Annotated in this window: 26 protein-coding genes; 16 read left to right on the forward strand and 10 right to left on the reverse strand. The window is 62.7% G+C overall.

The window, feature by feature from the left end; genetic code table 11:
- Positions 1-2: 2 nt before the first annotated feature.
- The 4 genes from ABOC32_RS21040 to ABOC32_RS21055 are packed head-to-tail and all read left to right on the forward strand — an operon-like array spanning position 3 to position 3,784.
- Positions 3-1,250, forward strand: coding sequence for an NAD(P)/FAD-dependent oxidoreductase (locus ABOC32_RS21040; protein WP_426808704.1), 1,248 nt, complete (start codon positions 3-5; stop codon positions 1,248-1,250).
- Positions 1,247-2,059, forward strand: coding sequence for a DUF1365 domain-containing protein (locus ABOC32_RS21045; protein WP_426808705.1), 813 nt, complete (start codon positions 1,247-1,249; stop codon positions 2,057-2,059). The genes ABOC32_RS21040 and ABOC32_RS21045 overlap by 4 nt, the downstream gene beginning before the upstream one ends.
- Entirely contained in the window at positions 2,034-3,293 is a 1,260-nt protein-coding gene (locus tag ABOC32_RS21050) for a class I SAM-dependent methyltransferase (RefSeq protein WP_426808706.1), read from the forward strand. Before ABOC32_RS21045 ends, ABOC32_RS21050 begins: the two co-directional genes overlap by 26 nt.
- Before the next feature lie 2 nt (positions 3,294-3,295).
- A complete protein-coding gene (locus tag ABOC32_RS21055; protein WP_426808707.1) occupies positions 3,296-3,784 on the forward strand; it encodes a DUF2878 domain-containing protein in 489 nt (162 codons plus the stop codon).
- Between the two features lie 7 nt (positions 3,785-3,791).
- On the opposite strand, the gene ABOC32_RS21060 is transcribed toward ABOC32_RS21055, so the two are convergent.
- A complete protein-coding gene (locus ABOC32_RS21060) occupies positions 3,792-4,676 on the reverse strand; it encodes a LysR family transcriptional regulator (RefSeq protein ID WP_426808708.1) in 885 nt (294 codons plus the stop codon).
- Positions 4,677-4,822: 146 nt separating this feature from the next.
- On the opposite strand from ABOC32_RS21060, the gene ABOC32_RS21065 reads away from it, so the two are divergent.
- Complete coding sequence (locus tag ABOC32_RS21065) at positions 4,823-5,842, forward strand: alpha/beta hydrolase (protein WP_426808709.1); 1,020 nt, start codon at positions 4,823-4,825, stop codon at positions 5,840-5,842.
- 54 nt (positions 5,843-5,896) lie between these two features.
- Positions 5,897-6,619, forward strand: a complete 723-nt coding sequence (locus tag ABOC32_RS21070; RefSeq protein ID WP_426808710.1) for a pirin family protein — start codon at positions 5,897-5,899, stop codon at positions 6,617-6,619.
- A 114-nt stretch (positions 6,620-6,733) separates the two neighbouring features.
- Here the strand turns inward: ABOC32_RS21070 and ABOC32_RS21075 are convergent, their stop codons facing one another.
- Positions 6,734-7,027 (reverse strand): DUF1330 domain-containing protein, encoded by a 294-nt coding sequence (locus tag ABOC32_RS21075; protein WP_023049469.1) that lies wholly within the window; start codon positions 7,025-7,027, stop codon positions 6,734-6,736.
- Positions 7,028-7,105: 78 nt separating this feature from the next.
- On the opposite strand from ABOC32_RS21075, the gene ribBA reads away from it, so the two are divergent.
- From ribBA to ABOC32_RS21110, 7 genes are all read left to right on the forward strand, one after another.
- On the forward strand, positions 7,106-8,227 hold the full coding sequence (gene ribBA / locus ABOC32_RS21080) for a bifunctional 3,4-dihydroxy-2-butanone-4-phosphate synthase/GTP cyclohydrolase II (protein ID WP_234227228.1): 1,122 nt from the start codon (positions 7,106-7,108) through the stop codon (positions 8,225-8,227).
- A 369-nt stretch (positions 8,228-8,596) separates the two neighbouring features.
- Entirely contained in the window at positions 8,597-9,622 is a 1,026-nt protein-coding gene (locus tag ABOC32_RS21085; protein ID WP_426808711.1) for an ABC transporter substrate-binding protein, read from the forward strand.
- Positions 9,619-10,536 carry an ABC transporter permease gene (locus ABOC32_RS21090; RefSeq protein WP_426808712.1) on the forward strand — a complete coding sequence of 306 codons (918 nt, stop codon included), beginning with the start codon at positions 9,619-9,621 and terminating at the stop codon, positions 10,534-10,536. Before ABOC32_RS21085 ends, ABOC32_RS21090 begins: the two co-directional genes overlap by 4 nt.
- Before the next feature lie 6 nt (positions 10,537-10,542).
- Positions 10,543-11,352, forward strand: a complete 810-nt coding sequence (locus ABOC32_RS21095; protein ID WP_016499074.1) for an ABC transporter permease — start codon at positions 10,543-10,545, stop codon at positions 11,350-11,352.
- A gap of 19 nt (positions 11,353-11,371) precedes the next feature.
- A complete protein-coding gene (locus ABOC32_RS21100; protein WP_426808713.1) occupies positions 11,372-12,520 on the forward strand; it encodes an ABC transporter ATP-binding protein in 1,149 nt (382 codons plus the stop codon).
- Positions 12,521-12,871: 351 nt separating this feature from the next.
- Positions 12,872-14,179 carry a substrate-binding domain-containing protein gene (locus ABOC32_RS21105; protein WP_426808714.1) on the forward strand — a complete coding sequence of 436 codons (1,308 nt, stop codon included), beginning with the start codon at positions 12,872-12,874 and terminating at the stop codon, positions 14,177-14,179.
- A 271-nt stretch (positions 14,180-14,450) separates the two neighbouring features.
- Positions 14,451-15,515, forward strand: a complete 1,065-nt coding sequence (locus ABOC32_RS21110; RefSeq protein ID WP_426808715.1) for a TerC family protein — start codon at positions 14,451-14,453, stop codon at positions 15,513-15,515.
- Positions 15,516-15,602: 87 nt separating this feature from the next.
- Here the strand turns inward: ABOC32_RS21110 and ABOC32_RS21115 are convergent, their stop codons facing one another.
- The 4 genes from ABOC32_RS21115 to ABOC32_RS21130 all read right to left on the reverse strand — a co-directional run bounded on the left by ABOC32_RS21115 (position 15,603) and on the right by ABOC32_RS21130 (position 20,619).
- Positions 15,603-16,850, reverse strand: coding sequence for an IS256 family transposase (locus tag ABOC32_RS21115; RefSeq protein WP_426808716.1), 1,248 nt, complete (start codon positions 16,848-16,850; stop codon positions 15,603-15,605).
- Positions 16,851-17,485: 635 nt separating this feature from the next.
- Positions 17,486-17,875, reverse strand: a complete 390-nt coding sequence (locus ABOC32_RS21120) for a hypothetical protein (RefSeq protein WP_426808717.1) — start codon at positions 17,873-17,875, stop codon at positions 17,486-17,488.
- On the reverse strand, positions 17,868-19,268 hold the full coding sequence (locus tag ABOC32_RS21125) for a PAAR domain-containing protein (protein ID WP_426808718.1): 1,401 nt from the start codon (positions 19,266-19,268) through the stop codon (positions 17,868-17,870). Before ABOC32_RS21125 ends, ABOC32_RS21120 begins: the two co-directional genes overlap by 8 nt.
- A gap of 121 nt (positions 19,269-19,389) precedes the next feature.
- Positions 19,390-20,619 (reverse strand): acyl-CoA dehydrogenase, encoded by a 1,230-nt coding sequence (locus ABOC32_RS21130; RefSeq protein ID WP_426808719.1) that lies wholly within the window; start codon positions 20,617-20,619, stop codon positions 19,390-19,392.
- Positions 20,620-20,759: 140 nt separating this feature from the next.
- Here ABOC32_RS21130 and ABOC32_RS21135 point away from each other — a divergent pair, with 140 nt between their 5' ends.
- Positions 20,760-21,686 carry a LysR family transcriptional regulator gene (locus ABOC32_RS21135; protein WP_426808720.1) on the forward strand — a complete coding sequence of 309 codons (927 nt, stop codon included), beginning with the start codon at positions 20,760-20,762 and terminating at the stop codon, positions 21,684-21,686.
- Between the two features lie 195 nt (positions 21,687-21,881).
- Positions 21,882-23,036: a cysteine desulfurase family protein gene (locus tag ABOC32_RS21140; RefSeq protein ID WP_426808721.1), complete on the forward strand. Its 1,155-nt coding sequence runs from the start codon at positions 21,882-21,884 to the stop codon at positions 23,034-23,036.
- A gap of 7 nt (positions 23,037-23,043) precedes the next feature.
- Here ABOC32_RS21140 and ABOC32_RS21145 read toward each other — a convergent pair whose 3' ends face one another.
- The 4 genes from ABOC32_RS21145 to ABOC32_RS21160 all read right to left on the reverse strand — a co-directional run bounded on the left by ABOC32_RS21145 (position 23,044) and on the right by ABOC32_RS21160 (position 25,924).
- Positions 23,044-23,481 (reverse strand): RES family NAD+ phosphorylase, encoded by a 438-nt coding sequence (locus tag ABOC32_RS21145; protein ID WP_426808722.1) that lies wholly within the window; start codon positions 23,479-23,481, stop codon positions 23,044-23,046.
- Entirely contained in the window at positions 23,478-23,927 is a 450-nt protein-coding gene (locus ABOC32_RS21150) for an antitoxin Xre/MbcA/ParS toxin-binding domain-containing protein (RefSeq protein ID WP_426808723.1), read from the reverse strand. Before ABOC32_RS21150 ends, ABOC32_RS21145 begins: the two co-directional genes overlap by 4 nt.
- A gap of 137 nt (positions 23,928-24,064) precedes the next feature.
- Positions 24,065-24,841, reverse strand: coding sequence for an SDR family oxidoreductase (locus ABOC32_RS21155; protein WP_426808724.1), 777 nt, complete (start codon positions 24,839-24,841; stop codon positions 24,065-24,067).
- A 162-nt stretch (positions 24,842-25,003) separates the two neighbouring features.
- Positions 25,004-25,924: a LysR family transcriptional regulator gene (locus ABOC32_RS21160; protein WP_426808725.1), complete on the reverse strand. Its 921-nt coding sequence runs from the start codon at positions 25,922-25,924 to the stop codon at positions 25,004-25,006.
- 305 nt (positions 25,925-26,229) lie between these two features.
- Here ABOC32_RS21160 and ABOC32_RS21165 point away from each other — a divergent pair, with 305 nt between their 5' ends.
- Positions 26,230-26,715, forward strand: a complete 486-nt coding sequence (locus tag ABOC32_RS21165) for an REP-associated tyrosine transposase (RefSeq protein WP_426808726.1) — start codon at positions 26,230-26,232, stop codon at positions 26,713-26,715.
- Position 26,716 lies beyond the last annotated feature (1 nt).

Consider the following 26,716-nt stretch of genomic DNA (forward strand, 5'->3'; position numbering starts at 1 on the left):
CCATGCGCATCGCCATCATCGGTACCGGTATCGCCGGCCTCACCTGTGCCCACCTGCTGTCACGTCGCCATGAAGTCACCGTGTTCGAGGCAGCGGACCGGGTTGGCGGGCATACCCATACCGTCGATGTGCAATGGCAGGGTCGGCACTACGCGGTGGATACCGGCTTCATCGTGTTCAACGACTGGACCTACCCGCATTTCATCCGCCTGCTCAAACACCTGGGCGTCGCCTGGCGGCCGACGCAAATGAGCTTTTCGGTACACGACCCACGCACGGGCTTCGAGTACAACGGTCACAACCTGGCCACCCTGTTCGCCCAACGACGCAACCTGTTGTCGCCTGGCTTCTGGGGCATGCTGCGCGACGTGCTGCGCTTCAACCGCCAGGCCCCGGCCGACCTGCAACAGCAGCGCATCGATGGCGCCACCACCCTTGGCCAGTACCTGCAGGCCCAAGGCTACGGGCGGCGCTTCATCGACCATTACATCGTGCCGATGGGCTCGGCGATCTGGTCGATGTCGCCGGCCGACATGCTGGGCTTCCCGTTGCAGTTTTTCGTGCGCTTCTGCCACAACCATGGCCTGCTGTCGGTCAACCATCGGCCGCAATGGCAAGTGATCGAGGGCGGTTCGCGCGATTACCTCGCGCCATTGTGCCAACCCTTTGCCGAGCGCATCCGGCTGGGCTGTGCGGTGCAGTTGGTCAAGCGTGATGATCAGGGCGTGGCGGTGGCCTGGGCAGGCGGCAGCGAGCGCTTCGACAAGGTGGTGTTTGCCTGCCACAGCGACCAGGCCCTGGCCCTGCTGGCAACGCCCAGCGAGCAGGAGCGCGCCATACTCGGTGCCATCCGCTACGCCAGCAACGATGTGGTGCTGCACACCGACACGCGCCTGCTGCCGCAGCGGCGTAAAGCCTGGGCCGCCTGGAACTACCGCCTGGGCGACGACCCGCAGGCGCCCGCGGCGCTCACCTACAACATGAACATCCTCCAGGGCCTCGAAGCGCCGACCACGTTTTGCGTAAGCCTCAACCAGGCAGCCCAGGTTGACCCGGCATGCATACTCGCCCGCATCGCCTACGCACACCCGCAGTACAGCCTTGCCGCCCTGGCGGCACAGGCCCGCCAGGGCGAATTGCAGGGGCCGTTGCACAGCTATTACTGCGGCGCCTATTGGGCCAACGGCTTTCATGAAGACGGCGTGCTCAGCGCGCTTAACGTCGCCCGGCACTTTGGAGAACAGTTGTGAACAGCAGCCTGTGCCAGGGCTGGGTGAGCCACCGGCGCCTGAGCCCACGGCACCACGCATTTCGCTACCGGATTGGCATGTTCTACCTGGACCTGAACGAACAACACCTACTGCCTGGCCTGAGCCGCTGGCTTGGGCCATCGCGGCTGGCGCCCTTGTGCTGGCGCGAAACCGACTACCTGCCGGCACTGACCCGCCAAGGCAAACCACTGGCCGAGGCCGCCCGGCTGTTGGTCGGCCAGGCGACGGGACAGGTGCCCGAAGGCGCCGTGCATCTGCTTACCCAACCACGCTGCTGGGGGCTGTCCTTCAACCCGGTAAGTGCCTACTTCTGCCATGACCGACAGGGCCAGCTCGCGGCCGTGCTGCTGGAAGTGCGCAACACCCCATGGCGTGAGCGCTTCCATTATGTGCTCCCGGTGAACGGCGACCTGACCCGGTCATTTTCAGTGGCCAAGGCCTTCCATGTGTCGCCGTTCATGCCGCTGGACATGGAATACCGTCTGCGCTTCACCCTCGATGCACAGCGGGTGCGCCTGCACATGGAGAACTGGCGGGCCGGGCACAAGGTGTTCGAAGCCGACCTGGCGCTGCAACGCCAGCCGCTGGACCGCGCTGCATTGCAGCGGCACATCCTGGCTTTCCCCTGGATGAGCCTGCGCACCCTCACCAGCATCTACTGGCAGGCCCTGCGCCTGCTGTTCAAGCGCACACCCGTGCACGACCACATCGCCAGCCAGCACGACCTGGCACTCGGCCAACCCGCCCGCGAGGAGCCCGACCATGCCCGAACCGACCCTGAGCGTTAGCAAATCGGCAAGCATTGCCCCGCTGCTCGGCGGCCTGGCCAGGCGCGCAGTGCTGGCGCAGTTGCGCCAGCTGCGCCATGGCAGCCTGCGCCTGATCAGCCATGGCCAGCAGTGGACCTTCGGCGACGTTGCCAGCCCGCTGTGTGCAGAAGTGGAAATCGTAGACGACGCGGCCTGGGGCCTGGTCGCCGGCAATGGCTCGATTGGTGCCGGTGAAGGCTACATTCACGGTTACTGGCGCAGCCCGGACCTGGCTGCGGTCACCCGCTTGTTCGTTGCCAACCTTGAGGTGCTCGATGCCATGGAGGGCGGCCTGGCACGCCTGGCGCGCCCAGCCCTGCGCCTGCTGCACCGTCTCAATCGCAACAGCCGGCGCGGTGCACGGCGCAATATCCTGGCGCACTACGACTTGGGCAACGACCTGTTCGAACGCCTGCTCGACCCCACCATGATGTACTCCGCCGCGCAGTTCGACAGCCCCGGGCAAACCCTGGAACAGGCCCAGACCAACAAGCTGCAACGCATCTGCCAAAAGCTCGAACTCACGCCCCATGACCACCTGCTGGAGATCGGCAGCGGCTGGGGCGGCCTGGCCATCCACGCCGCGCAGCAGCATGGCTGTCGGGTCACCACCACCACCCTTTCGGCGGCGCAATACGCCCATACCCTGCAACGGGTCAAAGCCTTGGGCCTGGAACAGCGCATCACGGTGCTGCACCAGGACTATCGCGACCTGCGCGGGCGCTTCGACAAGCTGGTGTCGATCGAAATGATCGAAGCCGTCGGCCACCGTTACCTGCCAACCTACTTCCGCCAGTGCGCGTCACTGCTGAAGGACGACGGCCTGATGCTGGTGCAAGCCATTACTATCCGTGACCAGCGCTACGCCCAGGCCAGGCGTTCGGTGGACTTCATCCAGCGCTATATCTTCCCCGGCGGCGCCTTGCCCTCGCTGAGCGTGCTGCTGGACACCGCCAGCCGCCAGACCGCACTGAACCTGGTGCACCTGGAAGACTTCGGCCAGGACTACGCGCGCACGCTGCGCCATTGGCGCGACAACCTGCGCCTGGCGCGCGCGGAGCTGATGGGCCTGGGGTATGACGATACCTTTCAGCGCTTGTGGGAGTTCTACCTGTGCTATTGCCAGGGCGGTTTCGAAGAACGAACCATCGGCGTGGCGCAACTGCTGTGGGCCGGGCCACAGGCGCGTCGGGCACCGCTGCTGGCCCCTTGAACATGGCCCGCAGCTGGCTGATCGGCAATGCGCTGTGGCTGCAAGCTGGCTGGTGGGCCTGTGCGCTGGGCGCACACCTGCCTTGGCTGCTGCTGACCGCCACGGCGGGCCTGCTGGTACACCTGCGCCTCTGTCCACAACCCGTCAGCGAAATGCGGGCCCTGGCCGCCGTGACGATTGCCGGCTGCATGCTCGACAGCCTGTTGGGCATGCTGGGCGTGTTCCGCTTCGAACAATGGCCCCTGCCGCTCTGGCTAGCGTTGCTGTGGCTGGTACTGGCCAGTGGGCTGCGCCATAGCCTGGCATGGGCCGGGCGACCGTTGTGGCGCGCCGCATTGCTGGGCATGGTGGGCGGGCCATTGGCCTATCTGGCCGGGGCCCGTGTGGCGGGCATCGATTTGCCCTTGGGGCCGCTTTACACCGGCTTGATCCTGGCGCCGATCTGGGCGCTGGCCTTGCCGCTGGCGTTGCGCTTCGCGGCAAGGTGCTGAGGCTGGCCTACAGCTGCACCAACCGCTCACGCAGAAAGCCCACAAACCCCTGTACCGGCCGCGCCACCTGCCGGTGCTGCGGGTACACCGCTGATAACTGCAATGCAGGCGGCGTCCACTCTTCAAGCACAGTCACCAGCCGCCCATCCGCCAACGCCTGCCCAACGATGAAGGTCGGCAGGTAGGTCACCCCCATCCCGGCTATAGCCGCATCCCTGAGCAACTCGCCGTTGTTCGCACGCATGCGCCCTGTCACCTGTATCGCCTGGGCCTTGCCGCCCTGGCGGAACTGCCACTGCACCTGTCGCGAATGGCCATAGGGCAGGCAGTCATGCCCTGCCAGTTCCTCCGGCTTTACCGGTACTCCGCGCGCCTGCAGGTACGCCGGGCTCGCGCAATACACCCGCTCGACACTGGCAATACGCCGCGCGATCAGGCTGGAGTCCTCCAGCGCGCCAATCCGCAGCGCCAGGTCGTAGCCTTCGCCGATCAGGTCCACGGCGCGGTCACTGAGGTCCACCTCGACATCGACTTGCGGGTGCAATTGCAAAAACTCGGTCAGCAGGCAGCCCAGGTGCGACATGGCGAACGACAGCGGTGCGCTCAGCCGCAAGGTGCCGCGCAATGCCTGGGCCTGGCCACTGATGTCGTGCTCCACCTGTTGCACTTCACCCAGCAGGCGCAGCGCCGACTGGTAGTAGTGCTGGCCCAGCGGCGTGGCGTCCAGGCGCCGGGTGGAGCGGTTGAGCAGGCGCACGCCCAGGCGCTCTTCGAGCTGCATCAGGCGCCGGCTGACCGATTGCTTGGACATGCCCAGGCGGTCGGCGGCGGCAGTGAAACTGCCGGCCTCCATGACCTGGGCAAAGATACGCATGTCTTCGTAAGGGTTCATTGTCTCGCTCATGGTGACAGTAAAACGCTTTATAGCGGCTTTTTCCCGCCAGTGCATCTGCCTAATCTACGCACAAGTCGCAGCGATGGCCCAGCAGGCCAGGCAAGACGCCCACTACCGCCACTTGTATAGAAAAGGATTCGCTCATGAACATTGTCCACAAAACCCTTACCGCCTCCCTTCTGGCCCTGTCTGTTTCCAGCGCCTTTGCCGCTGGCAGCCCGGGTGTGGAGCAACACACCCAGGCCTTCCTCGAAGCCCTGGAGCAAGGCGGCGGCAAGCCACTGGAACAACTCAGCCCGAAAGACGCCCGCGCAGTGCTGACGGGGGCCCAGGCTTCGGTAAAGGTCGACCTCTCGGGCATCGAGGTGAAGGAACGCACCATTCAGGCCAACGGCGAGTCAATCAAGCTGCAAGTGGTACGCCCGGCCAATGTGAAGGGTGACCTGCCGGTGTTCATGTTCTTCCACGGCGGCGGCTGGGTGCTTGGCGACTTCCCGACCCACCAGCGGCTGATCCGCGACCTGGTGGTCGGCTCGGGTGCGGTGGCGGTCTATGTGGACTACACCCCGTCGCCGGAAGCGCACTACCCCACAGCGATCAACCAGGCCTACGCTGCGACCCGCTGGGTGGCCGAGCATGGCAAGCAGATCGGCGTGGACGGCAAGCGCCTGGCGGTGGCCGGCAACAGTGTCGGCGGCAACATGGCGGCAGTCGTGGCGCTGAAAGCCAAAGAGGCCGGCACCCCTGCCCTGCGCTTCCAACTGCTGCTGTGGCCGGTGACCGATGCCAGCTTTGAGACAGCATCGTACAAGCAGTTTGCCGAAGGGCACTTCCTGACCACCGGGATGATGAAGTGGTTCTGGGACAGCTACACCACCGATGCCAGTGCCCGTGCGCAGATCTACGCCTCGCCGCTGCGGGCCAGCAGCGAACAGCTCAAGGGCTTGCCGCCAGCGCTGGTGCAAACGGCGGAGTTCGATGTATTGCGTGATGAAGGTGAGGCTTATGCCCGCAACTTGAATGCGGCCGGCGTGACTGTGACCTCGGTGCGCTACAACGGGATGATCCACGACTATGGGCTGCTCAACCCGCTGAGCCAGGTGCCGGCTGTCAAAGCGGCAATGCGCCAGGCGGCTGGTGAACTGAAAGTCCACCTTCAATAACCTCATCCACCCATGCGGCAGGGCCAGGCGCCCTGCCGTCTCAGGAGAACCGTCATGCTCACCGTACGTAACGCCCAAGACCGCGGCCTGGCCTTCCATGGCTGGCTGAAATCCTTCCACACCTTCTCCTTCGGCCATTACCGCAACCCGGATGAACAAGGTTTCTCCGACCTGCTGGTGATCAACGACGACCGCGTCATCGCCGGCAAGGGCTTTGGCCAGCACCCGCACCGCGACATGGAGATTTTCTCCTACGTGCTGGAAGGCGCACTGGAGCACAAGGACACGCTGGGCACCGGCTCGGTGATCCGCCCGGGCGATGTGCAACTGATGAGCGCCGGGCACGGCGTGGCGCACAGCGAGTTCAACCACAGCCAGGCGCAGCCGGTGCACTTCTTGCAAATCTGGATCGTACCGAACGTGCAAGGCGCCACGCCGCGTTACCAGCAACAGCACTTCAGTGCCGAGGAAAAGCGCGGCAAGCTGCGCCTGATCATCTCGCCGGATGGCGCCGAAGGGTCATTGCAGGTGCGCCAGAACGCGCGGGTGTATGCGGGCCTGTTCGACGGTGACGAGCGCGCCACCCTGACCTTGCCGAAAAACCGTCATGCCTATGTGCATGTGGCCCGGGGCAGCATCGAGCTCAATGGGCAGGTGCTGAATGAAGGGGACGGGGTGCGGGTAAGGCAGGAACAGATGCTGGAGCTGGGCAATGGGGTGGATGCCGAGGTGCTGGTGTTTGACCTGCGGCCGCATGAGCTGCCAGGTATGCCATAACCAGGACCGGCCCTTTCGCGGGTAAACCCGCTCCCACAGGTACGTCACAGAATTCGAAATCTGTGGCGTACCTGTGGGAGCGGGTTTACCCGCGAAAGGGCCATCAGCCCAAACTCAGGGTTCAAACCCTTCGACAATGATCACCTCTGCCTTCGCCACCCCCTGGCGATGGCTGCATGCCTCCTGATACAGCGCGGACCGATAACACGCCACCGCCTGCTCGTACGAATCGAACTCGATCACCACGCTACGCTGAGGGGTAGGCCGCCCTTCCATCGCCTCGCTGCGCCCGCCACGGGCCAGGAAGCGGCCGCCGAATGCCTTGAAGGCGGCCGGCGCGCGTTGGGTGTACTGCTGGTACTGCTCGGGGTCGGTCACGTCCACATGGGCGATCCAGTAAGCCTTCATGCGCTGCTCTCCAGTTACGGCGATATTTGTGTATGATGGTATACCATAAAAATCACCCCACCACAGTGAGCGTGCAACATGGCTTTCAACACCATCGAGGAACTTCTCGAGGACTACCGGCAAGGCAAGATGGTCCTGCTGGTGGATGACGAGGACCGGGAAAACGAAGGCGACCTGCTGATCGCCGCCGAGCGTTGCGACGCCCAGGCCATCAACTTCATGGCCCGCGAAGCGCGTGGCCTGATCTGCCTGACCCTGACCGACGAGCACTGCCAGCGCCTGGGCCTGGAGCAGATGGTACCGGCCAACGGCAGCGTGTTCAGTACCGCCTTCACCGTGTCGATCGAGGCGGCCACCGGCGTCACCACCGGCATTTCCGCCGCCGACCGGGCGCGCACCGTGGCAGCGGCCATGGCCGCCAACGCCCGCCCCGAAGACCTGGTGCAACCTGGCCACATCTTCCCCTTGCGCGCCCGCGAAGGCGGCGTGCTGACCCGCGCCGGCCACACCGAAGCCGGCTGCGACCTGGCGCGCCTGGCCGGCTTCAGCCCGGCCTCGGTCATCGTGGAAGTGCTCAATGACGATGGCACCATGGCCCGCCGCCCGGACCTTGAAGTGTTCGCCGCCCGGCATGGCATCAAGATCGGCACCATCGCCGACCTGATCCACTACCGCCTGAGCACCGAACAGACCATCAAGCGCATCGGCGAGCGCGAGATGCCGACCGTGCACGGCACCTTCCGCCTGGTCACCTATGAAGACCGCATCGAAGGCGGTGTGCACATGGCCATGGTCATGGGCGACATCCGCCGCGAGCAGCCGACCCTGGTGCGGGTGCACGTGATCGACCCGCTGCGCGACCTGGTCGGTGCCGAATACGCAGGCCCCGCCAACTGGACGCTGTGGGCGGCGCTGCAGAAGGTGGCCGAGGAAGGCGCTGGCGTGGTGGTGATCCTGGCCAACCATGAGTCCTCCCAAGCCCTGCTAGAGCGCATACCGCAGCTGACACAGCCGGTAAGGCCGTACCAGCGTGGGCAATCGAAGGTGTACTCCGAAGTAGGCACCGGGGCGCAGATTCTGCAGGACTTGGGCGTGGGCAAGCTGCGCCACCTGGGGCCACCGCTGAAATACGCGGGGCTTGCGGGGTATGAGCTGGAGGTGGTGCAAAGCATCCCCTTTGAGCCCGGCCTTGTAGGTTGACATACGGACCCTGTGGGAGCGGGCGAGCCCGCGAAGCAGACGCCGCGGTGCATGGCACGGGCTTCGCCCGTGTTCGCGGGCCCGCCCGCTCCCACAGGGACCGCGCAAGCTTTTAGACCCCGTTCAAATCGATTGCCTCGATAAGCAATGTGCCCAGACTTGCTCACGGAGTGATGGCCGGTCACCTCATAGGTCTTGCCAAAAGTTTGGAATACCATAATATGATATCCCGTAGACCTTGAATCTGCAGGCCGGCACCTACAATCACAAACGGCCACCAAGACACTTTGTTTTAGCTGCTCCCCGAACACTGTTGGCGGGCGCATCAAAAGCCCCGCCTCGAATAACAAAAGCAACGAGGGCGTAACCATGCTGTTGAGCAAACGTGTAACCGCAGTGCTGTCCGCCAGCCTGCTGACCCTGGCATGTCAGGCCGCCCAGGCCGCTGACAGCCTCAACTTTGTCAGCTGGGGCGGTACCACCCAGGACGCCCAGAAAGAAGCGTGGGCCGTACCCTTCACCAAAGCCACCGACATCAAGGTCGTGCAAGACGGCCCCACCGACTACGGCAAGCTCAAGGCCATGGTCGAAAGCGGCAACGTGCAATGGGACGTGGTCGATGTCGAAGCCGACTTTGCCTTGCGCGCCGCCAGCGAAGGCCTGCTCGAACCCCTCGATTTCAACCAGATCAAACGCGACAAGATCGACCCACGCTTCGTCTCCGACCATGGCGTCGGCTCGTTCTTCTTCTCCTTCGTGCTGGGCTACAACGAAGGCAAGCTCGGTGCCAACAAGCCGGTGGACTGGACTGCACTGTTCGACACCAAGACCTACCCGGGCAAACGCGCCCTGTACAAATGGCCAAGCCCCGGCGTGCTGGAACTGGCCCTGCTGGCCGACGGCGTAGCGCCAGACAAGCTGTACCCGCTGGACCTGGACCGCGCCTTCAAGAAACTCGACACCATCAAGAAAGATATCGTCTGGTGGGGCGGTGGCGCCCAGTCGCAGCAACTGCTGGCCTCGGGTGAAGCCTCGCTCGGCCAGTTCTGGAACGGCCGTGTCTATGCCCTGCAGCAAGACGGTGCACCGGTGGGTGTGAGCTGGAAACAGAACCTGGTCATGGCCGACTTCCTGGTCATCCCCAAAGGCGCCAAGAACAAGGACGCGGCCATGAAGTTCCTGGCCAACGCCAGCAGCGCCGAAGGCCAGGCCGAGTTCGCCAACAAGACCGCCTACGCCCCGGTCAACATCGACAGCGTGGCCAAGCTGGACAAAGACCTTGCGCCCAACCTGCCAACTGCCTACGCCCAGGACCAGGTCACCCTCGACTTTGCCTACTGGGCCAAGAACGGTCAGGCCATCGCGGCCCGCTGGAATGAGTGGTTGGTCAAATGAAAGTCGCCATCAACGCCCTGCATAACGCGCAAGGTGCCCCCACGGGCGCCGGCGCCCCCGGGACGGCCCCTCGCCGCGCGAGCCTGAGCCAGCGCTGGAAGGGCAGCCGCAACCTGTTGCCGGCCCTGCTGTTTCTTGGCCTGTTCTTCTTCGCCCCGCTGGTCGGCCTGTTGCTGCGCGGGGTGCTGGAGCCGACGCCGGGGCTGGGCAATTACGAGCAGCTGTTCGCCAACTCGGCTTACGCACGGGTGCTGTTCAACACCTTCTCGGTGGCCGGCGTGGTCACCCTGATCAGCGTGCTGCTGGGCTTCCCGCTGGCCTGGGCTATCACCCTGGTGCCCAAGGGCTGGGGCCGCTGGCTGCTGAACATCGTGCTGCTGTCGATGTGGACCAGCCTGCTGGCGCGCACCTACTCGTGGCTGGTGTTGCTGCAAAGCTCAGGTGTGATCAACAAGGCGTTGATGGCCATGGGTATCATCGATACCCCGCTGGAAATGGTGCACAACCTCACCGGCGTGGTGATCGGCATGAGCTACATCATGATCCCGTTCATCGTGCTGCCGCTGCAGGCGACCATGCACGCCATCGACCCGATGGTGCTGCAGGCCGGCTCCATCTGCGGCGCCAGCCCGTGGACCAACTTCTGGAAGGTGTTCCTGCCACTGTGCCGTTCGGGGCTGTTCTCCGGCGCGCTGATGGTGTTCGTGATGTCGCTCGGTTACTACGTCACCCCGGCGCTGCTGGGCGGTGCGCAGAACATGATGCTGCCCGAGTTCATCATCCAGCAGGTGCAGTCGTTCCTCAACTGGGGCCTGGCCAGCGCCGCCGCCGCACTGCTGGTGGCGATCACCTTGGTGCTCTTCTACCTGTACCTGAAGCTGCAGCCGGAATCCCCGGTTGGCAACGCGAGGTAAACCGCCATGCTCCTGTCTCCCAATGCCATGGGCCGCCCGCTGCGTACGGGCCTGTACCTGACCACCGGGGTCATTGCGGCCTTCCTGCTGCTGCCGGTGGTGTTCATCGTGTTGCTGTCGTTCGGCTCGTCCCAGTGGCTGGTGTTCCCGCCACCGGGCTGGACCTTCAAGTGGTACGGTCAGTTCTTCTCCAACCCTGAGTGGATGGACGCCGCACTGGCCAGCCTGAAGGTGGCCGTGCTGACCACCGTCGCTGCCGTGCTGCTGGGCCTGCCCAGCGCATTCGCCCTGGTGCGTGGCCGCTTCCCGGGCCGCGAGCTGCTGTACGGGCTGTTCACCATGCCGATGATCGTGCCGCTGGTGATCATCGCCGTGGCGGTGTACGCGCTGTTCCTCAAGCTCGGCTACACCGGCACGCTGTTCGCCTTCGTGGTCAGCCACGTGATCGTCGCCCTGCCCTTCACCATCATCTCGATCATCAACTCGCTGAAGCTGTTCGACCAGTCGATCGAGGATGCCGCGGTGATCTGCGGTGCCTCGCGCCTGCAGGCGATTTTCAAGGTCACCTTCCCGGCCATTCGCCCGGGGATGATCGCCGGCGGCCTGTTTGCCTTCCTGGTGTCGTGGGATGAAGTGGTGCTGAGCGTGATGATGGCCAGCCCCGACCTGCAGACCCTGCCGGTGAAGATGTGGACCACCCTGCGCCAGGACCTGAGCCCGGTCATCGCCGTGGCCTCGACCCTGCTGATCGGCCTGTCGCTGCTTGTCATGTTCATTGCCGCCGCCTTGCGCCGGCGCACCGAAACAAACGCCTGAGCGCGCGGAGAAAACAACAATGAGTGCAGTGATCAAAGACAACGCGCACGGCAAGACCCTGGTCAGCCTGCGCGGCCTGAACAAGCACTACGGCGACTTCACCGCCGTGGACAACCTCGACCTGGAAATCCAGGACGGCGAGTTCCTGACCTTCCTCGGTTCCAGCGGCTCGGGCAAATCCACCACCCTGTCGATGCTGGCCGGCTTCGAAACGCCAAGCAGCGGCGAGATCCTGGTAGACGGCCAGTCGCTGGTGAATGTACCGCCGCACAAGCGTGACATCGGCATGGTGTTCCAGCGTTACTCGCTGTTCCCGCACCTGAACGTGCGCGACAACATCGCCTTCCCGCTGGCCATCCGCAAGCTGAGCAGCAGCGAGACCAACAAACGGGTCGACGCCATGCTCAAGCTGGTACAGCTGGAGCAGTTCGCCCACCGCAAGCCGTCGCAGATGTCCGGCGGGCAACAGCAACGTGTGGCGATTGCCCGGGCACTGGTGTACGAGCCACGCATTCTGCTGATGGACGAACCGCTCGGCGCGCTGGACAAGAAGCTGCGCGAAGACCTGCAGGACGAACTGCGCCAACTGCACCGCCGGCTGGGTATCACCATCGTCTACGTCACTCACGACCAGGAAGAAGCCATGCGCCTGTCGCAGCGCATCGCCATCTTCAGCCACGGCAAGATCGTCGGCCTGGGCACCGGTTACGACCTGTACCAGAACCCGCCGAATGCCTTTGTCGCCTCGTTCCTGGGCAACTCCAACTTCCTGCGCATCAAGGCCAGCAGCAACGGCGCAGGCAGTTTCGAAGGCCAGCCTGTGGCCATTCGCCTGACCCCGGGCCTGGCCGCCGCGCAGGATGCACTCATCATGGTGCGCCCGGAAAAAGCCCTGGCCCTGACCGCCGAGCAGGCCGCGCGCGAGCCGCTGCCGGCGGGCTGGAACGAGGTCAGTGCCAAGGTGGGCGAAGTGCTGTTCCTGGGTGAAAGCCAGACCTGCCATGTAGTGACTGCAGGGGGTACCGAGCTGACGGTGAAGGCACTGTCGGCCGCGGGCATGCCGATGCAGCCGGGCGACAGCGTGAAGGTGCGCTGGGCGGTGGCGGATGCGTGCATCTACACCGAGTGGGCCGAGAGTGATTTGAGCAAATCCGCCGGGGCGCACTAACTTATTGAGAGTTGCAGTGCTTGTCAGATCGAGCGCCGCCCGCGCGGCGCATCGCGAGCTGCGCTCGCTCCTACGTTTGTTTCGGGCCAATTGTTCCTGTGGCATTTGCACGCGGCCCCCTTGGAATATGGCGCGATATCGCGTCGTACAAACAAAGCGGTCGCGCGCGCCTGTCACAGGCGTGACTGGCCTGAAACAAACGTAGGAGCGAGCGCAGCTCGCGATGCGCCGCGCGGGCGGCGCCCGCTATGACAGGCGCTGCACTTCTCAAGACGTAAACAGCACTGTCACATTATCATCACGCCACTGTCGTAATCTGCCGGCCAACTCTATGCCACAGGGCCACCCGGCATGCCCCGCCTGCTTGTATTGCTGCTCACCCTGATCCCGTTTACGACCTTGGCCGAGCCCATGCACCTGCGTGCGCAAGGCTCCAACACCATCGGCGCGGCCTTGCTGCCAGCGCTGGTGCAGGGGCAATTGCGCGCGCAGCAAGCCACCGCCATCGAGCAGCAACCCGGCAAGCGGGCCAACGAGACCGTGATCACCGCACGCGATGCGCAGGGCCAACCCGTGCGCATCGACATCGCTGCCCACGGGTCCAGCACCGGCTTCGTCGCCCTGGGCCGGGGCGAGGCCGACCTGGCCGCTGCCTCGCGACCGATCAACGACAGCGAAGTGCGCCAGCTGCGGGCCCTGGGCGACCTACGCGCAGCCGCTGCCGAGCAAGTCATCGGCCTGGATGGCGTTGCGGTTATCGTCCACCCCGACAACCCGCTACCTCGTTTGAATACCGAGCAACTGGCGCACATTTTTTCCGGGAAAATCCAGCGCTGGGAGCAATTGGGCATTCCTGGCGGAGCCATTCACCTGTATGCCCGCGACGACCGTTCCGGCACCTTCGAGACGTTCAAGGCGCTTGTACTGGAGCCCCAGCACGACGAGCTGTCAGCCAAGGCCAGGCGCTTCGAGTCCAGTGACGAACTGGCTTCGCAGGTGGCCACCGACCGCCAGGCCATCGGCTTCAGCAGCCTGGCGGCGGTACACGGGGCCAAGGTGCTGGCGATAGCCGAAGGCGACGCACCGGCCATGCTGCCGGAGCGCGCGCTGGTGGCCAGCGAAGACTACCCGCTGTCACGGCGCCTGTACTTCTACCTGCCGGCCAACCCCAAGCCACAGGCCAGGGCCCTGGCCGACTTTGCCCAGAGCCCGGCCGGCCAGGCGATCGTCGCCCAGCAGGGCTTTGTTTCGCAGCAGATCAAAGCCCAACCCGTAGCGCCCCAGGCCGGCATGCCACCGCGCTACCGCACCCTGGCCCAGCAGGCGCAGCGGCTGAGTGTGAACTTCCGCTTCCAGGAAGGCAGCGCCAGCCTCGACAACAAGGCCCTGCGCGATGTGCAGCGCGTGGCCGAGTACCTGCGCCAGGCCGGCAAGCTGCAGAACAAGGCGGTGCTGGTCGGGTTTGGCGACCCCAAGGAAACGCCCGGGCGCGCAGCCCTGCTCTCGCGCCTGCGGGCCCAGGCAGTGCGCCGTGAGTTGGCGCGCGATGGCGTGGAGTTGCTGGAGGTGACCGGTATGGGTGATGAACTGCCCGTGGCCGGCAATGAGCTGGAGCAGGGGCGGCTGCGTAATCGACGGGTCGAGGTGTGGGTCTACTGACCCGCAAGCTGCACACATCCCTGTAGGAGCAGCCTTGTGCTGCGAAGAGGCCGGTAAACCTTGCACAGATGTGCTGCCCAGACCGGCCTCTTCGCAGCGCAAGGCTGCTCCTACAGTGGCCTTGGCAAAGAAATGTAACAGCTCCCGATTCGGTATCTCCTGCAAACGGGTCTAGGCTCACATTCATGTGATACCGGGCCCCTCTGACGGCTGCCAAGCCGCCATGTCGGATCACTGTTGCCATGCAACGTCGACATTCAAGGAGGGGCTCATGACAGCTCTGCAAGCATTCCTCACCACCCCTGTTCTCGGTACCAGCGCCTGGTTGTGGCTGGTGTTCATGGCCATCGTCATCGGTTTGCTGGTGCTCGACCTGGGCGTGCTGCACCGCCAGGACCGGGAAATCGAAATGCGCGAAAGCCTGCTGCTGTACTCAGGCTACTTCAGCGTCGGCGTTCTATTCGGCGTCGGGGTCTGGTACCAGCTGGGCGCTCAGTCAGCGCTGGAGTTCTACACCGGTTTTCTGGTCGAGCAATCGCTGTCGATGGACAACGTGTTCGTCATGGCGATGATCTTCAGCTACTTCGCCATCCCCCGCCGCTACCAGCACCGCGTGCTGTTCTGGGGCATCCTCGGGGTGGTGTTCCTGCGGGCGATCATGATTGGTGTGGGCGCGGCGCTGGTGCAAAACTTTGCCTGGGTACTGTATATCTTCGGTGCCTTCCTGCTGTTCACCGGGGTGAAGATGGCGCTGTCGAAGGAAGACAGCCACCCGGACCTGGCCAACAACCCGATACTCAAGTTCGTGCGCCGGCACATGCGGGTCACCGACCAGATCCACGGCTCGCACTTCTTCGTGCGCCAGACCCCGCCCGGGCACAGCAAGGCATTGCGTTATGCCACCCCGTTGTTCCTGGCACTGGTGCTGATTGAACTGGCCGACCTGGTGTTTGCCGTCGACAGCGTGCCGGCGATTTTCGCCATTACCCAGGACCCGTTCATTGTCTACACCTCGAACATCTTTGCCATTCTTGGGCTGCGCTCGCTTTACTTCGCACTGTCGGCGTTAATGCACCGGTTTGTGTACCTCAAGTACGCGTTGGCGCTGGTGTTGATCTTTATCGGCTGCAAGATTTTCTACCACGGCATGGTCGGCAAGGTGCCGGCGCTGCTGTCGTTGGGGGTGACGTTCGGGTTGTTGCTGGGTGGGGTGGTGGTTTCGTTGGTCAAGACCCGGGGGGAGAAGATGATGGTCGTGGATCAGCCGCTCGAGCAACCTGCAAATGCCGATCGTACAGTCGATCAGAAAGAGGATGACCCGCAGATGCGGGTCTGATTCCCCCTACTTGAACTTAAATAACGGGACTGTCAGATTTTTTGTGTGCGGGCCGGTAACGGCCTGCCGTTAGGCAGGCCCTGATTTTCACCAGGTTGGCCTGATGAACCGATCTCCGTACAGAATCGCAAATTGATTCATCGCGTTTTTCCAATCATGAGCCGGTTTTCCCCAATTGGCTGTTATGTTGCGCAATCCCAGCCAAATCAGTTTGGTCGCGGCGTCATCATTCGGGAAATGCCCACGAGTCTTGATGACCTTGCGTAGCTGGGCGTTGATGCTCTCGATGGCGTTGGTGGTATAGATCACCTTGCGGATGGCGGGCGGGAAAACAAAGAATGGAATCACTCGATCCCAGGCCCGCCTCCAGGCAGCCACCACCGTCGGATATTTCTCGCCCCATGGCCCGTTCTCAAACTCATCGAGCGCTTGCTCAGCGGCTTCGGCATTGATGGCTTGGTAAATCGGCTTCAGCTCCTTGGCCAGAGCCCGTCGCTTGTCCCAGGCCGCGTATTCGAGGCTGTTGCGGATCAGGTGCACGATGCACGTCTGCAGCGTCGTCTCTGGAAACACGGCACTGAGGGCCTCTGGCATACCTTTGAGGCCATCGGTCACGGCAATCAGCACATCTTCGACACCACGCGTCTTGAGATCGTTAAAGACCTTCATCCAAAACTTCGCACCCTCGGTGTTCTCGATCCAGATGCCCAGGATGTCACGCGTCCCGTCGGGTAGAACGCCCAAAGCCAAGTAAATGGCTTTGTTGCGCACCAGGCCTTCTTCGCGAATCTTCACCCGCAGCGCATCAAAGAAAATGACCGGGTACATCGGCTCCAGTGGCCGCTGTTGCCACGCGCCAATTTCTTCCATGACCTCGTCTGTTACAGAGCTGATGAAGTCGGGTGAAACGTCGGTGCCGTATTGCTCGGACAGAAATGCCCGGATCTCTCTGACCGTCATTCCACGGGCGTACATGGCGATGATCTTGTCATCGAAACCGGTGTACCGCCGCTCATGCTTAGGAATCAGGATGGGCGCAAAACTGCCGTCTCGGTCGCGAGGAATTTCCAGTCGCAGCGGGCCATCGCCGGTCAAAACCGTCTTGCTACTCTTGCCGTTACGCTGATTGGTTTCATCCTCTGGGCGCTGCGCGCCCGGCGGATAACCTAGGTGGTGGCCAAGCTCGGCATGCAGAGCACGTTCGATCAGGGCCTTCTTGAATGCCGCAGAGGCATCCTCGATAGCTTCTGCGGTCATCAGGCCCTCACCGAACTGCTCCAGCAGCTCTTTGGGGATTTTGGGCAGGTCACGCAAGGGTTTCTTTTTGGTTGGCATACATGCACCTCTTACTCATGTTATGCCCGAACACAAAATTTCTGACACCCTCTAAATAACCCCCATACAAGCACCATCCAGATGCATCCAGTCATGTTTAGCCAGGCTGAAATTTTCAACCTGCGTTTAAGCTTCTTCGGAAACGCATTTAGCTCGCCAGCATCCAGTTGCCCCATTCGCAGCGCTAGCCACGGAAATGCCACTAACCCACTTGCCGTACATAGCGTCATCCAGCGCCACTTGAATGACCCAGACCCCCAATAACGCTTGATGCTTTCAAAATAGGGGCTACTGGTGATGGCCGAGCAGGCGACGTTATAATCTTTGGTCAACGTCGAGACAGCACTAAGGCCTAGCCCTGGTATGCCTATAGCAAAAGGACTTAGTAAAATCGCCACTTTAGCGAGTGGGTGCCAGTCAGTAATGTCAATCACTTGTTGCCTCGTAAATAAACTCGCCTACCGACTCACCGAGCTTTCCGCCCAGTCCCACCGGCCATACCGCGGGCACCAGCATGGTTAAGCAACGCCACTTTCCGCTAGACAGCCAGTTGCAGCAGCAACTGCGTGCGCTCGACAAGAGACCCGGCTTATTTAAGTAGCCATGGCGCATGAACTCCCGCCGATGTAAAAATCTCAACTTTTAATCACAAAATAACCCATCGATGACCAAAGCAACGCAAGAAAAATCAGCCACAGGGCTACAACCAGTTTTCGTCTCACGTACGGCGGAAAATCATTAACTTCGTCTTTATCAAGCCAACCCATGTGCATATGTAGCTTAGGGAACGTGACTAAAGCGCTAACTGCACTCATCAACAGAAAGCGAGACCTCAAACTTCCACCTCCCCAAACGGGCTTCATTCGCTCCAAGTAGGGGTTGCTTGTGATCGCTGACAAAGCGACCTGAAAATCACGGGACATTGCAATCTGCACATTTATAGCAAGACCTGAAAATCCAGTGACAAACGGGACAATCAGAAAAGCTAACTTAAGCAGAGGCGGCCAACTTTCGAAGTCAATCATCTATCACCTCATAAAGCACCTCACCAGCCTTCTCACCGAACGCGCCAATGCCAATTGAGCCTGCCGCAGAACCGGCGCCAACGATGACAACCCCGCATACCGGCACACCAAATCCAGCAGTACCGATCGCGAAAACACCGCATAGAGCAGTTGCAACAGCACCTCCCCCCCAAGCGCCAAGTATGCCTCCCCCCAAACTCCCTGCGAAGCTACCCGTCTCAGTGAAACGTACCTTTTTACAATCACCAACTTCACCGGCCTGACACACTTCCTGCACTTTTAAATATGAGGAAGCTCCGCCCAGCCCTATTGCAGCGTGGCCTCCATATTGAAGGTACTTACTGAGCCGCGCCACCTTATCCAGATGCGTCGCATACCCCGGAATCTGCCCCGGGCCACCGGCCTTCGACCAGTGATGCACCAGGCTCTTGGTCGAAATATTCAAGCTCTTCCTCAAGCGCTCATAGCTCCCAAGGTTCAACTGCTTGTTCAGAAATGCCGTTTTCAACTGCCCATCCAGCTGCTGCAGAAGCTGCCGCCGTTCAGCGAAAAAGCCCGGGCTGTTCAAGTGGCCGTGGCGCATGAACTCCCGCTGGTGCAACTGCTCGATACTGGTCAATGTATGACTGACCTGTCTTAAACCTTGATCCAACATGTCCTTGCCCACGCCCATGGACAGGCTGGCGTTGCTGAGCAAACCGGCAATTTCGGCCTGGTGCTCCATCATAAAGTCCGCTTCGGCGTAGTCGAGTACTTCCAGCGCACGCCGCGCATGCTGCGCTGCGGCCATCAGTTCTCCCTCCTCGCGCGTGCAGGCATTTGCGTTGTCAGGGTCACCGATAACGAAAATTTCCCCTGCCTTGAAGCCTTGCTCAAACGTCGGGTTGAGCCGCTGCAGCCGGGAAATGGGTAACGTGGCATCGTGCTCGGCCAGTTGCAGCAGCACCTGGGGGAACGACATGCGTCGAGGAATTACGTAGAAGCCAGGCTCCAGCGTGTCGGGCAGTGCACCTATTAAGGTCCGGGAGAAGCGCTGGGGGTAGACGGTGGGTGGTGGCTCGGCAAAGTGGGTATTGGCACGCCCTGCAGTGGAATACAGTGACGGCGGTGCTTCATACAACGGCGCGACTACCCGGTTGCTGCCTGGGGAACAGCCACAGACAACCAACGCCCCGTCCATGGCCACCCGCTGGCCATCGGATATAAAGTGATCCGCACCTTCGGCGACAGTCCCCACCTGCCCACAAAGAGGGCATGGCGTGGTCTGGTCGCCTTCACGGAGCACCATTCGGCCTTCGTCCAGATAGCCGGCCCCCGTTGCAATGCAGATAGCACCCGTTGTGGTCACATCGCCATCTACAGCCTGACCCTTTCCCTCTAGACTGACGCGCATCTTCAAGCTCCCTGTGGGTGAATAGGGTTAGAAACCTAACACCCACGGGGCCGCCTCAAACGCTGGGGACAGAGAATCAGAAGCGTCCTACAAATTTCCCTCAACTTGCGGTATGAACCCTCTATCGCCCGCCGCGCAACAGCTCCACCGGCACATACTTGCCAATTTCATATTTGCCAATCGCCGCCCGGTGCACTTCATCCGGCCCGTCGGCCAGGCGCAGGGTGCGCTGCATGGCGTACATGTAAGCCAGCGGGAAATCGCCGCTCACCCCTGCCCCACCATGCATCTGAATCGCCCGGTCGATCACCTTCAACGCCACGTTCGGCGCCACTACCTTGATCTGCGCGATCTCGCTGCGGGCCACCTTGTTGCCGACGGTGTCCATCATGTACGCCGCTTTCAATGTCAGCAGCCGGGCCATGTCGATTTCCATGCGTGAGTCGGCGATCTTGTCGACGTTGCCGCCCAGCCGGGCCAGTGGCCGACCAAACGCCGTACGCTCCACCGAACGCTTGCACATCAGCTCCAGCGCTCGCTCGGCCATGCCGATCGAGCGCATGCAGTGGTGGATACGCCCCGGGCCAAGGCGCCCCTGGGCAATCTCGAAGCCGCGGCCCTCGCCGAGCAGCACGTTGTCATAAGGCACCCGTACATTCTCGAAGAGCACTTCGGCGTGGCCATGTGGGGCATCGTCATAGCCGAACACCGGCAACGGGCGGACGATCTTCACGCCCGGCGCATCGGTGGGCACCAGCACCATCGAATGCTGCTGGTGGCGTGGCCCTTCAGGGTCGGACAGGCCCATGAAGATCATCACCTTGCAGCGCGGGTCGCAGGCGCCGGAGGTCCACCATTTGCGGCCGTTGATGACCCATTCGTCACCGTCACGCACGGCAGTGGCGGCCATGTTGGTGGCGTCCGAGGAGGCCACGTCCGGCTCGGTCATGGCAAACGCCGAGCGGATCTCGCCGCGCAACAACGGCTCCAGCCACTGGCGTTTCTGCGCTTCGCTGCCATAGCGCACCAGCACTTCCATATTGCCGGTGTCCGGCGCCGAGCAGTTGAACGGCTCTGGCCCGAGCAGCGAGCGGCCCATGATTTCCGCCAGCGGGGCGTATTCCAGGTTGCTCAGGCCGGCGCCGTACTCCGATTCGGGCAAGAACAGGTTCCACAGCCCTTCAGCGCGGGCCTTGGCCTTGAGCTCTTCCATGATTGCAGTGGGCTGCCAGCGGTCGCCCTCGGCAACCTGGCGCTCGAACACGGCTTCGGCGGGGTAGACATAGGCATCCATGAACGCAGTAACGCGCTCGCGCAGTGCCTGGACCTTGGGCGAATAGGCGAAATCCATCGGGGCTACCTTCACGGTTCGGAGTACATGGACCAGAGCCTAGAGCAGCCTGCCTCCATCCACCTAGTCTATTTTCCGCGTGTATAAACATTCATAACCGATATATGATCGGCCAATAATTCCAACAAAGAGCGGCGCCCATGAACCTCAGCAAGGTCGACCTGAACCTGTTCATCGTGTTCGATGCGATCTACACCGAAGCCAACCTGACCCGCGCCGGGCAGATAGTCGGCATTACCCAGCCGGCGGTGTCCAACGCCCTGTCGCGGCTGCGCGAAACCTTCAACGACCCGCTGTTCGTGCGCACCGCACAAGGCATGGTGCCCACGCCCATGGCGCAGAACATCATCGGCCCGGTGCGCAACGCCCTGGCACTGTTGCGTACGTCGGTGCAGGAAAGCCGTATCTTCAACCCGCAGCAGGCCAACAAGACCTTCCGCATCAGCATGACCGACCTGACCGAGGCGGTCATCCTGCCGCCACTGTTCCAGCGCCTGCGCCGCCTGGCGCCTGCGGTGCTGATCGAAAGCTTCCTGTGCAAGCGCCGCGAGACCACCAAGGAACTCGCCGCCGGCCGCCTGGACTTCGCCATCGACGCGCCCCTGAACACCGACCCGCAGGTGCGCCACGTCAAGCTGATGCAAGACCGTTACGTCTGCGCCCTGCGCCAGGGCCACCCGCTGGCTGACAGCAAGCTGACCCTCGACAGCTATCTGGGCATGACCCATATCCATATTTCCAGCCGCCGCAACGGCCTGGGTTACGTCGACCTGGCGCTGGGCAAGATGGGCGTGCAGCGCAAGGTCGCCTTGCGCTCGCAGCATTACCTCATGGCTTCGCAGGTGTTGCAGCAAACCGACATGGCGATGACCGTTCCCGAGCGCTTCGCGCGCCGCCATCAATTGCGTTACCAGCCACTGCCGGTGGAGGTGCCCGCCGTGGAAACGCACCTGTACTGGCATGAAAGCACCGACCAGGACCCGGCCAACCGCTGGATGCGCGAGCAGATCACGGAATTGTGCGAGCGCGTGGTAGCCGAGGAAGAAAAGGCTCTGGCGCCCGCCTGAAGACGCTTGCGAGGGGCTGTTCATCGGCCCCTTCCTGCCCGTAGAAAAAAATCCTACAAACAGTTCAATAGAGAGAAAGTTGTCTCCGGAAAATTGAGAAAACAGCTGCGGGAAGCGAAAAACATCTCGCGCACGGCGGATACGCTTACTCCAATAATCGCCGATTCCACGGCGACAGACATGGACCTGCCCTGAATGCCAAGCGCCCCGCTCTATTTCGATTACGCCGCCACTACCCCCGTCGACGATCGGGTCATCGAAACCATGCTCGCCTGCCTGGGTAGCCAGGCCAATTTCGGCAACCCGGCGTCCAGTGGCCACGCCTACGGCCAGGCTGCCCGACAGACAGTGGAGCAAGCCCGCCAGCAAGTGGCCGAGCGCGTCGGCGCGCAAGCCGACAACCTGGTGTGGACCTCGGGCGCAACCGAGTCCAATAACCTGGCACTCAAAGGCATTGCCCAAGGCATCGGCCAACCCGGGCACCTGATCACCAGCCAGCTGGAGCACAAAGCCGTGCTCGACACGGTGGCTGAGCTGGAGCGCCAAGGCTGGGCCGTCACCCGCCTGGCCCCGGATGCTGCCGGCCTGATCCAGCCCGCAAGCGTGCAGGCAGCGATGCGCGCCGATACCCGCCTGGTATCGCTGATGGCGGTGAACAACGAACTGGGCACGGTCACTGACTTTGCCGCGATTGGCGAGCGGGTGCGTGCCCATGGTGCCCTTTTGCACGTGGATGCCGCGCAGGCCGTGGGCAAGCTGGCCATCGACCTGAACGCGATGGCCGTGGACCTGATGTCGTTCTCGGCGCACAAGGTTTACGGGCCAAAAGGCATCGGCGCGCTGTATGTCGGGCCACGCGCCCACGCGCTGATGCGTGCGCAGATGCACGGCGGCGGCCATGAGCAGGGCCTGCGTTCCGGCACCCTGGCAACCCATCAGATCGCGGGCATGGGCAGCGCCTTTGCCTTGGCCGGCCAACCAGGCGACAGCGAGCACCAGCGCCTTGAGCAACTGGCCACACGCCTGCGCGAAGGCCTGCTGGCGTTACCCGGCGTCACCCTCAACGGCAGCGCCAGCCAACGCATTCCCCATACCCTGAATCTGTGCATCGACAGCAAGGGTTTCACTAGCGCGGCACTGGCCAGCGAGCTGGCCTTGTCGACCACCTCGGCCTGCAACTCGGCGAGCAACGCCGCCTCGCATGTGCTACTGGCACTGGGGCTGGATGAGCGTCAGGCACGCAACAGTGTGCGCATCAGCCTTGGCCGGTTCAGCACCGAGGCAGAAGTGGACAAGGCGCTGGTAGTGTTTGGTCGGGTGCTGACGACGGCGTCGGCTGCACTGTGGTGAGCACGCGCTAGAACAAGCGGCTGTCCGGGGTAAAATCCTCGACCTGGATTTTCGCGCGCTGCGCCTGTGCGTGCCGTGGATTGAACAGGTAGTTGGTGGTGCTGGGCATGATTGCGCTCGGCACCGGCAGCAGCAACGCCGAGCAGTCATCCAGAAAGCGATTGCCCAGCGCCCGGGTCAACTCAGGCTGAGCGGACCAACCGGGCTGCAAGACTGGCAACTGCGCTTGTGAAACCGTGTCGGGCAAATCGATGCGGATCAGGCGCATGGTGGTAGGAAAATCCTCGGGGTCGATCTCCAGGTGCACCAGCACCTCGAGCATGGCCCCGGAAGGGCTGGTGGCGGCATAGACCACAGGCCGGCCCGCCTGGTGCCAGCGGCCGCTGACACGCAAGCCCCCTGTGCCGCTCAAGTCTGCATAGGCGCTAATACGCCACAAAATCACAGGCCAAAGCCTTCGGCAATCTGCAGCAGCATCTCTTCGACCTGAGTGGTGCCTTGCTGGGTGGTGAGCATCTGCATCGGCGTCAGCCCCGAGAAGCGTTCCTTGGGCTTGGACAGCCAGCGCTTGGCCTTGTCCGCTTCGCCGAACACGGCTTCGGCCATGGCGGTGATGTGGGCCGAGCGGAACAGCCGATCACTCTCCTCCACGGTCAGCGGCTGGTCACGCTCGATACGGGTTTTCAGGGTGCGCAGGGGAATGATCTGGTCCCGCTCCACCGGCGTGAACACACCGCGCTCGGTCAGCTTCACCAGCCAGGTGGCTGCGAAGCCGTGGGTGATGCGGGTGTGGATTTCGAAGTCGCTGGCAAGCTCGGGGATTTCCAGCAGCGCGTTCAGGCGCGCCCGGTACTCATGGTAACCGTTGTCACGAAGCACTTCGGCAAGCATGGCATGCTCCTGTTTCGGCGTTTGCCGACCAGTATGCGGCATACGCCGGATCATTACCAGTTTACCTGGCCTCTTGGGTGAGCGCCTCGTGTTGAACAGATTCGTAAGTGTGGGGGCGCGCACTGCCCCCCGCATTTCTAGAAGGTCCCCGGATACGCCCCGCCATCGATCAGCAGGTTCTGCCCGGTGATATATCCGGCATGTGCACTGCACAGGAACGCACAGTACGCGCCGAACTCCCCGGCATCGCCAAAGCGCGCCGCCGGGATGGCCTTGCGCCTGGCCTGGGCAGTGGCTTGCACATCGCCACCCGCTGCCTGCAAAGTCTTTTGCAAACGCGCCGTGTCGAAAGCCCCAGGCAGCAGGTTGTTCAGTGTCACATTGCTGCCAGCCAGGCGCTGTTGCCGGGCCAGCCCGGCAATGAAACCGGTCAGGCCACTGCGGGCGCCGTTGGACAAACCGAGAATGTCGATCGGCGCCTTCACCGCGCCAGAGGTGATATTCACCACCCGGCCGAAACCGCGCTCGGCCATGCCGTCGACCACTGCCTTGATCAGCTCGATGGGGGTGAGCATGTTGGCGTCCAGCGCCTTCAGCCAGTCGTCACGCCCCCAGTCACGGAAGTCCCCCGGTGGCGGGCCACCGGCGTTGTTGACCAGGATGTCGACCTGCGGGCAGGCCGCCAACAGCGCCTGGCGCACCTGGGCATCGGCAACATCGCCGGCCACGGTACGCACCTCGATACCCGGACAGGCCGCACGCAATTCGCTGGCGGTCTGCTCCAGGGTGGCTGGGGTGCGGGCATTGATGACCAGGTTAACGCCTTCTTTGCCCAGCGCTTCGGCGCAGCCTTTGCCCAGGCCCTGGCTGGCCGCGCAGACGATGGCCCAGCGGCCGGTAATGCCTAGATCCATTGAGTTGCTCCTTGATGCAATAGGGTTACAGGGTTACTGGCAGGCCGTGCCGGGGGTAATCTAGAGCACAGTGCAGGGCCGCCGATAATGAAAAGAGCTGATCCACCAATAACCATCGCTTATCCCCGCCAGCGACGGGCTAAGGGCGGACGCCGTCAAACTTCAATCAGCCGTCAATTCCTCCACCAGCAACCGCGCCGCTGGCGATAGCGGCGCCGCCACACGGTGCACGATGCCGAACGGCTCGCTCAGCGCCCGTAGCTGCACCGCCAGCGACACCAGCAACCCCCGCTGCTCGGCAAAGGCCGCCACGGCACGGGGAATGACCGCCACCAGCGTCGGGTCATCTTCCAGCAGCATGAAAGTGGCGAAGGTGGAGAAGGTTTCCAGCGGATAGCGAGGCACCTCCACCCCTGCCTCGCTCAACTCACGCTCCAGCGCCTGGCGCATGGGCATGTTCGCCGGGTAGACCACCCAGCGGTAATGGCTCAAGTCGCTGATCGCCAGCGCCGCTGCCCCGGCAAGCGGGTGCTGCGGGTGAGCGACCACCACCAACGGTTCCTGGGCCAGTTCGACAAAGGCATAGTCCGCCGCGTTGCGGCCCAGACCTGGCCGACAGATGGCCAGGTCCAGGCGCCCTTCGTCCAGCTGAGCGAGCAGGTTGGCGCTGGTATTTTCGGCAATTTCCACCGCCAGCTGCGGCTGCTTGCGGCGCAAGCGCCCCAGGGCGCTGACCAGTGTCGGCATGGCCCCCATGATGCTGCCCACCGCCAGCCGCCCACCCTGGCCCTGGACAATCCCCAGCACCTCTTCGCGCAAATGCCCCAGATCGCTGTGGATCAGCCGCGCATAACGCACCACACAACGGCCCACGTCGTTGGCAACCAGGCCGCTGGGCAGGCGCTGGAACAACGCTACGCCGAGTACCTCCTCCACCTCGCGCAAAGCCTTGGTGGCCCCGGGCTGGGAAATGGCCATGGCTTCAGCCGCCTTGTGCAGCGAACCACAGCGATCCAGCTCGATCAGCAGGCGCAACTGCCGTAGGCGCAGGCGAGAAAAAATGGAGTCCAGGGAAGGGATCATCAGGCAGGCTCGGCATGGGTCTTGTAATGCCGAGCACTATAGAGGGTCGTCAACGGAGGAGTGTTGAGTTTTGAGCAAATGACCCTTGATCGCAGAACACGCATCCCGCATTTCTCTGTAGGAGCAGCCTTGTGCTGCGAAGAGGCCGGTTCAGGCGATGGATTAGTGTCGCCCGTACCGGCCTCTTCGCAGCACAAGGCTGCTCCTACAGACAAGCGTAAAACGGGGTAATGATCTGCCAACACCGAAAGCGGCTCCAGGCTCTATGGTTGGTGCTCACAACGAATGGATGCGAGATACACAACATGGATCTAGCCGAAGCAAACCTCTTACGACGGGGGCGTTTTTCCGAACCGGGCAGGTTGTACTTGCTGACCACTGTTACTCACCAGCCCAGGCCGCTTTTTCACGATCTGCGCGCGGCACGCCTGGTCATCAGGGAGTTGAGGCAGTCGGAGTTCCTCGGCGACTGCCGCTCACTTGCCTGGGTGTTGATGCCTGATCACTTGCATTGGCTGATAGAGTTGCATGCCATCACTTTGAGCAGACTGATGCGGCAGTTCAAATCCCGCTCAGGCACAGCATTGTGCAAAGCAGGTATTTGCCCGGGCCAAGCCTGGCAGCGTGGCTACCATGACCGGGCACTGCGCAAGGAGGACGATACACGTAAGGTGGCCCGGTACATTGTTGCCAACCCTCTGCGGGCAGGTCTGGCAGCACAGATTGGCGATTATCCCCACTGGGACGCAGTGTGGCTCACAGACTCTAACAGCCTGCATAACGCCTTGTAGG

Origin of the sequence: Pseudomonas sp. WOUb67 (assembly GCF_050058005.1) — a bacterium.
GTDB classification, from domain to species: Bacteria; Pseudomonadota; Gammaproteobacteria; order Pseudomonadales; family Pseudomonadaceae; genus Aquipseudomonas; species Aquipseudomonas putida_R.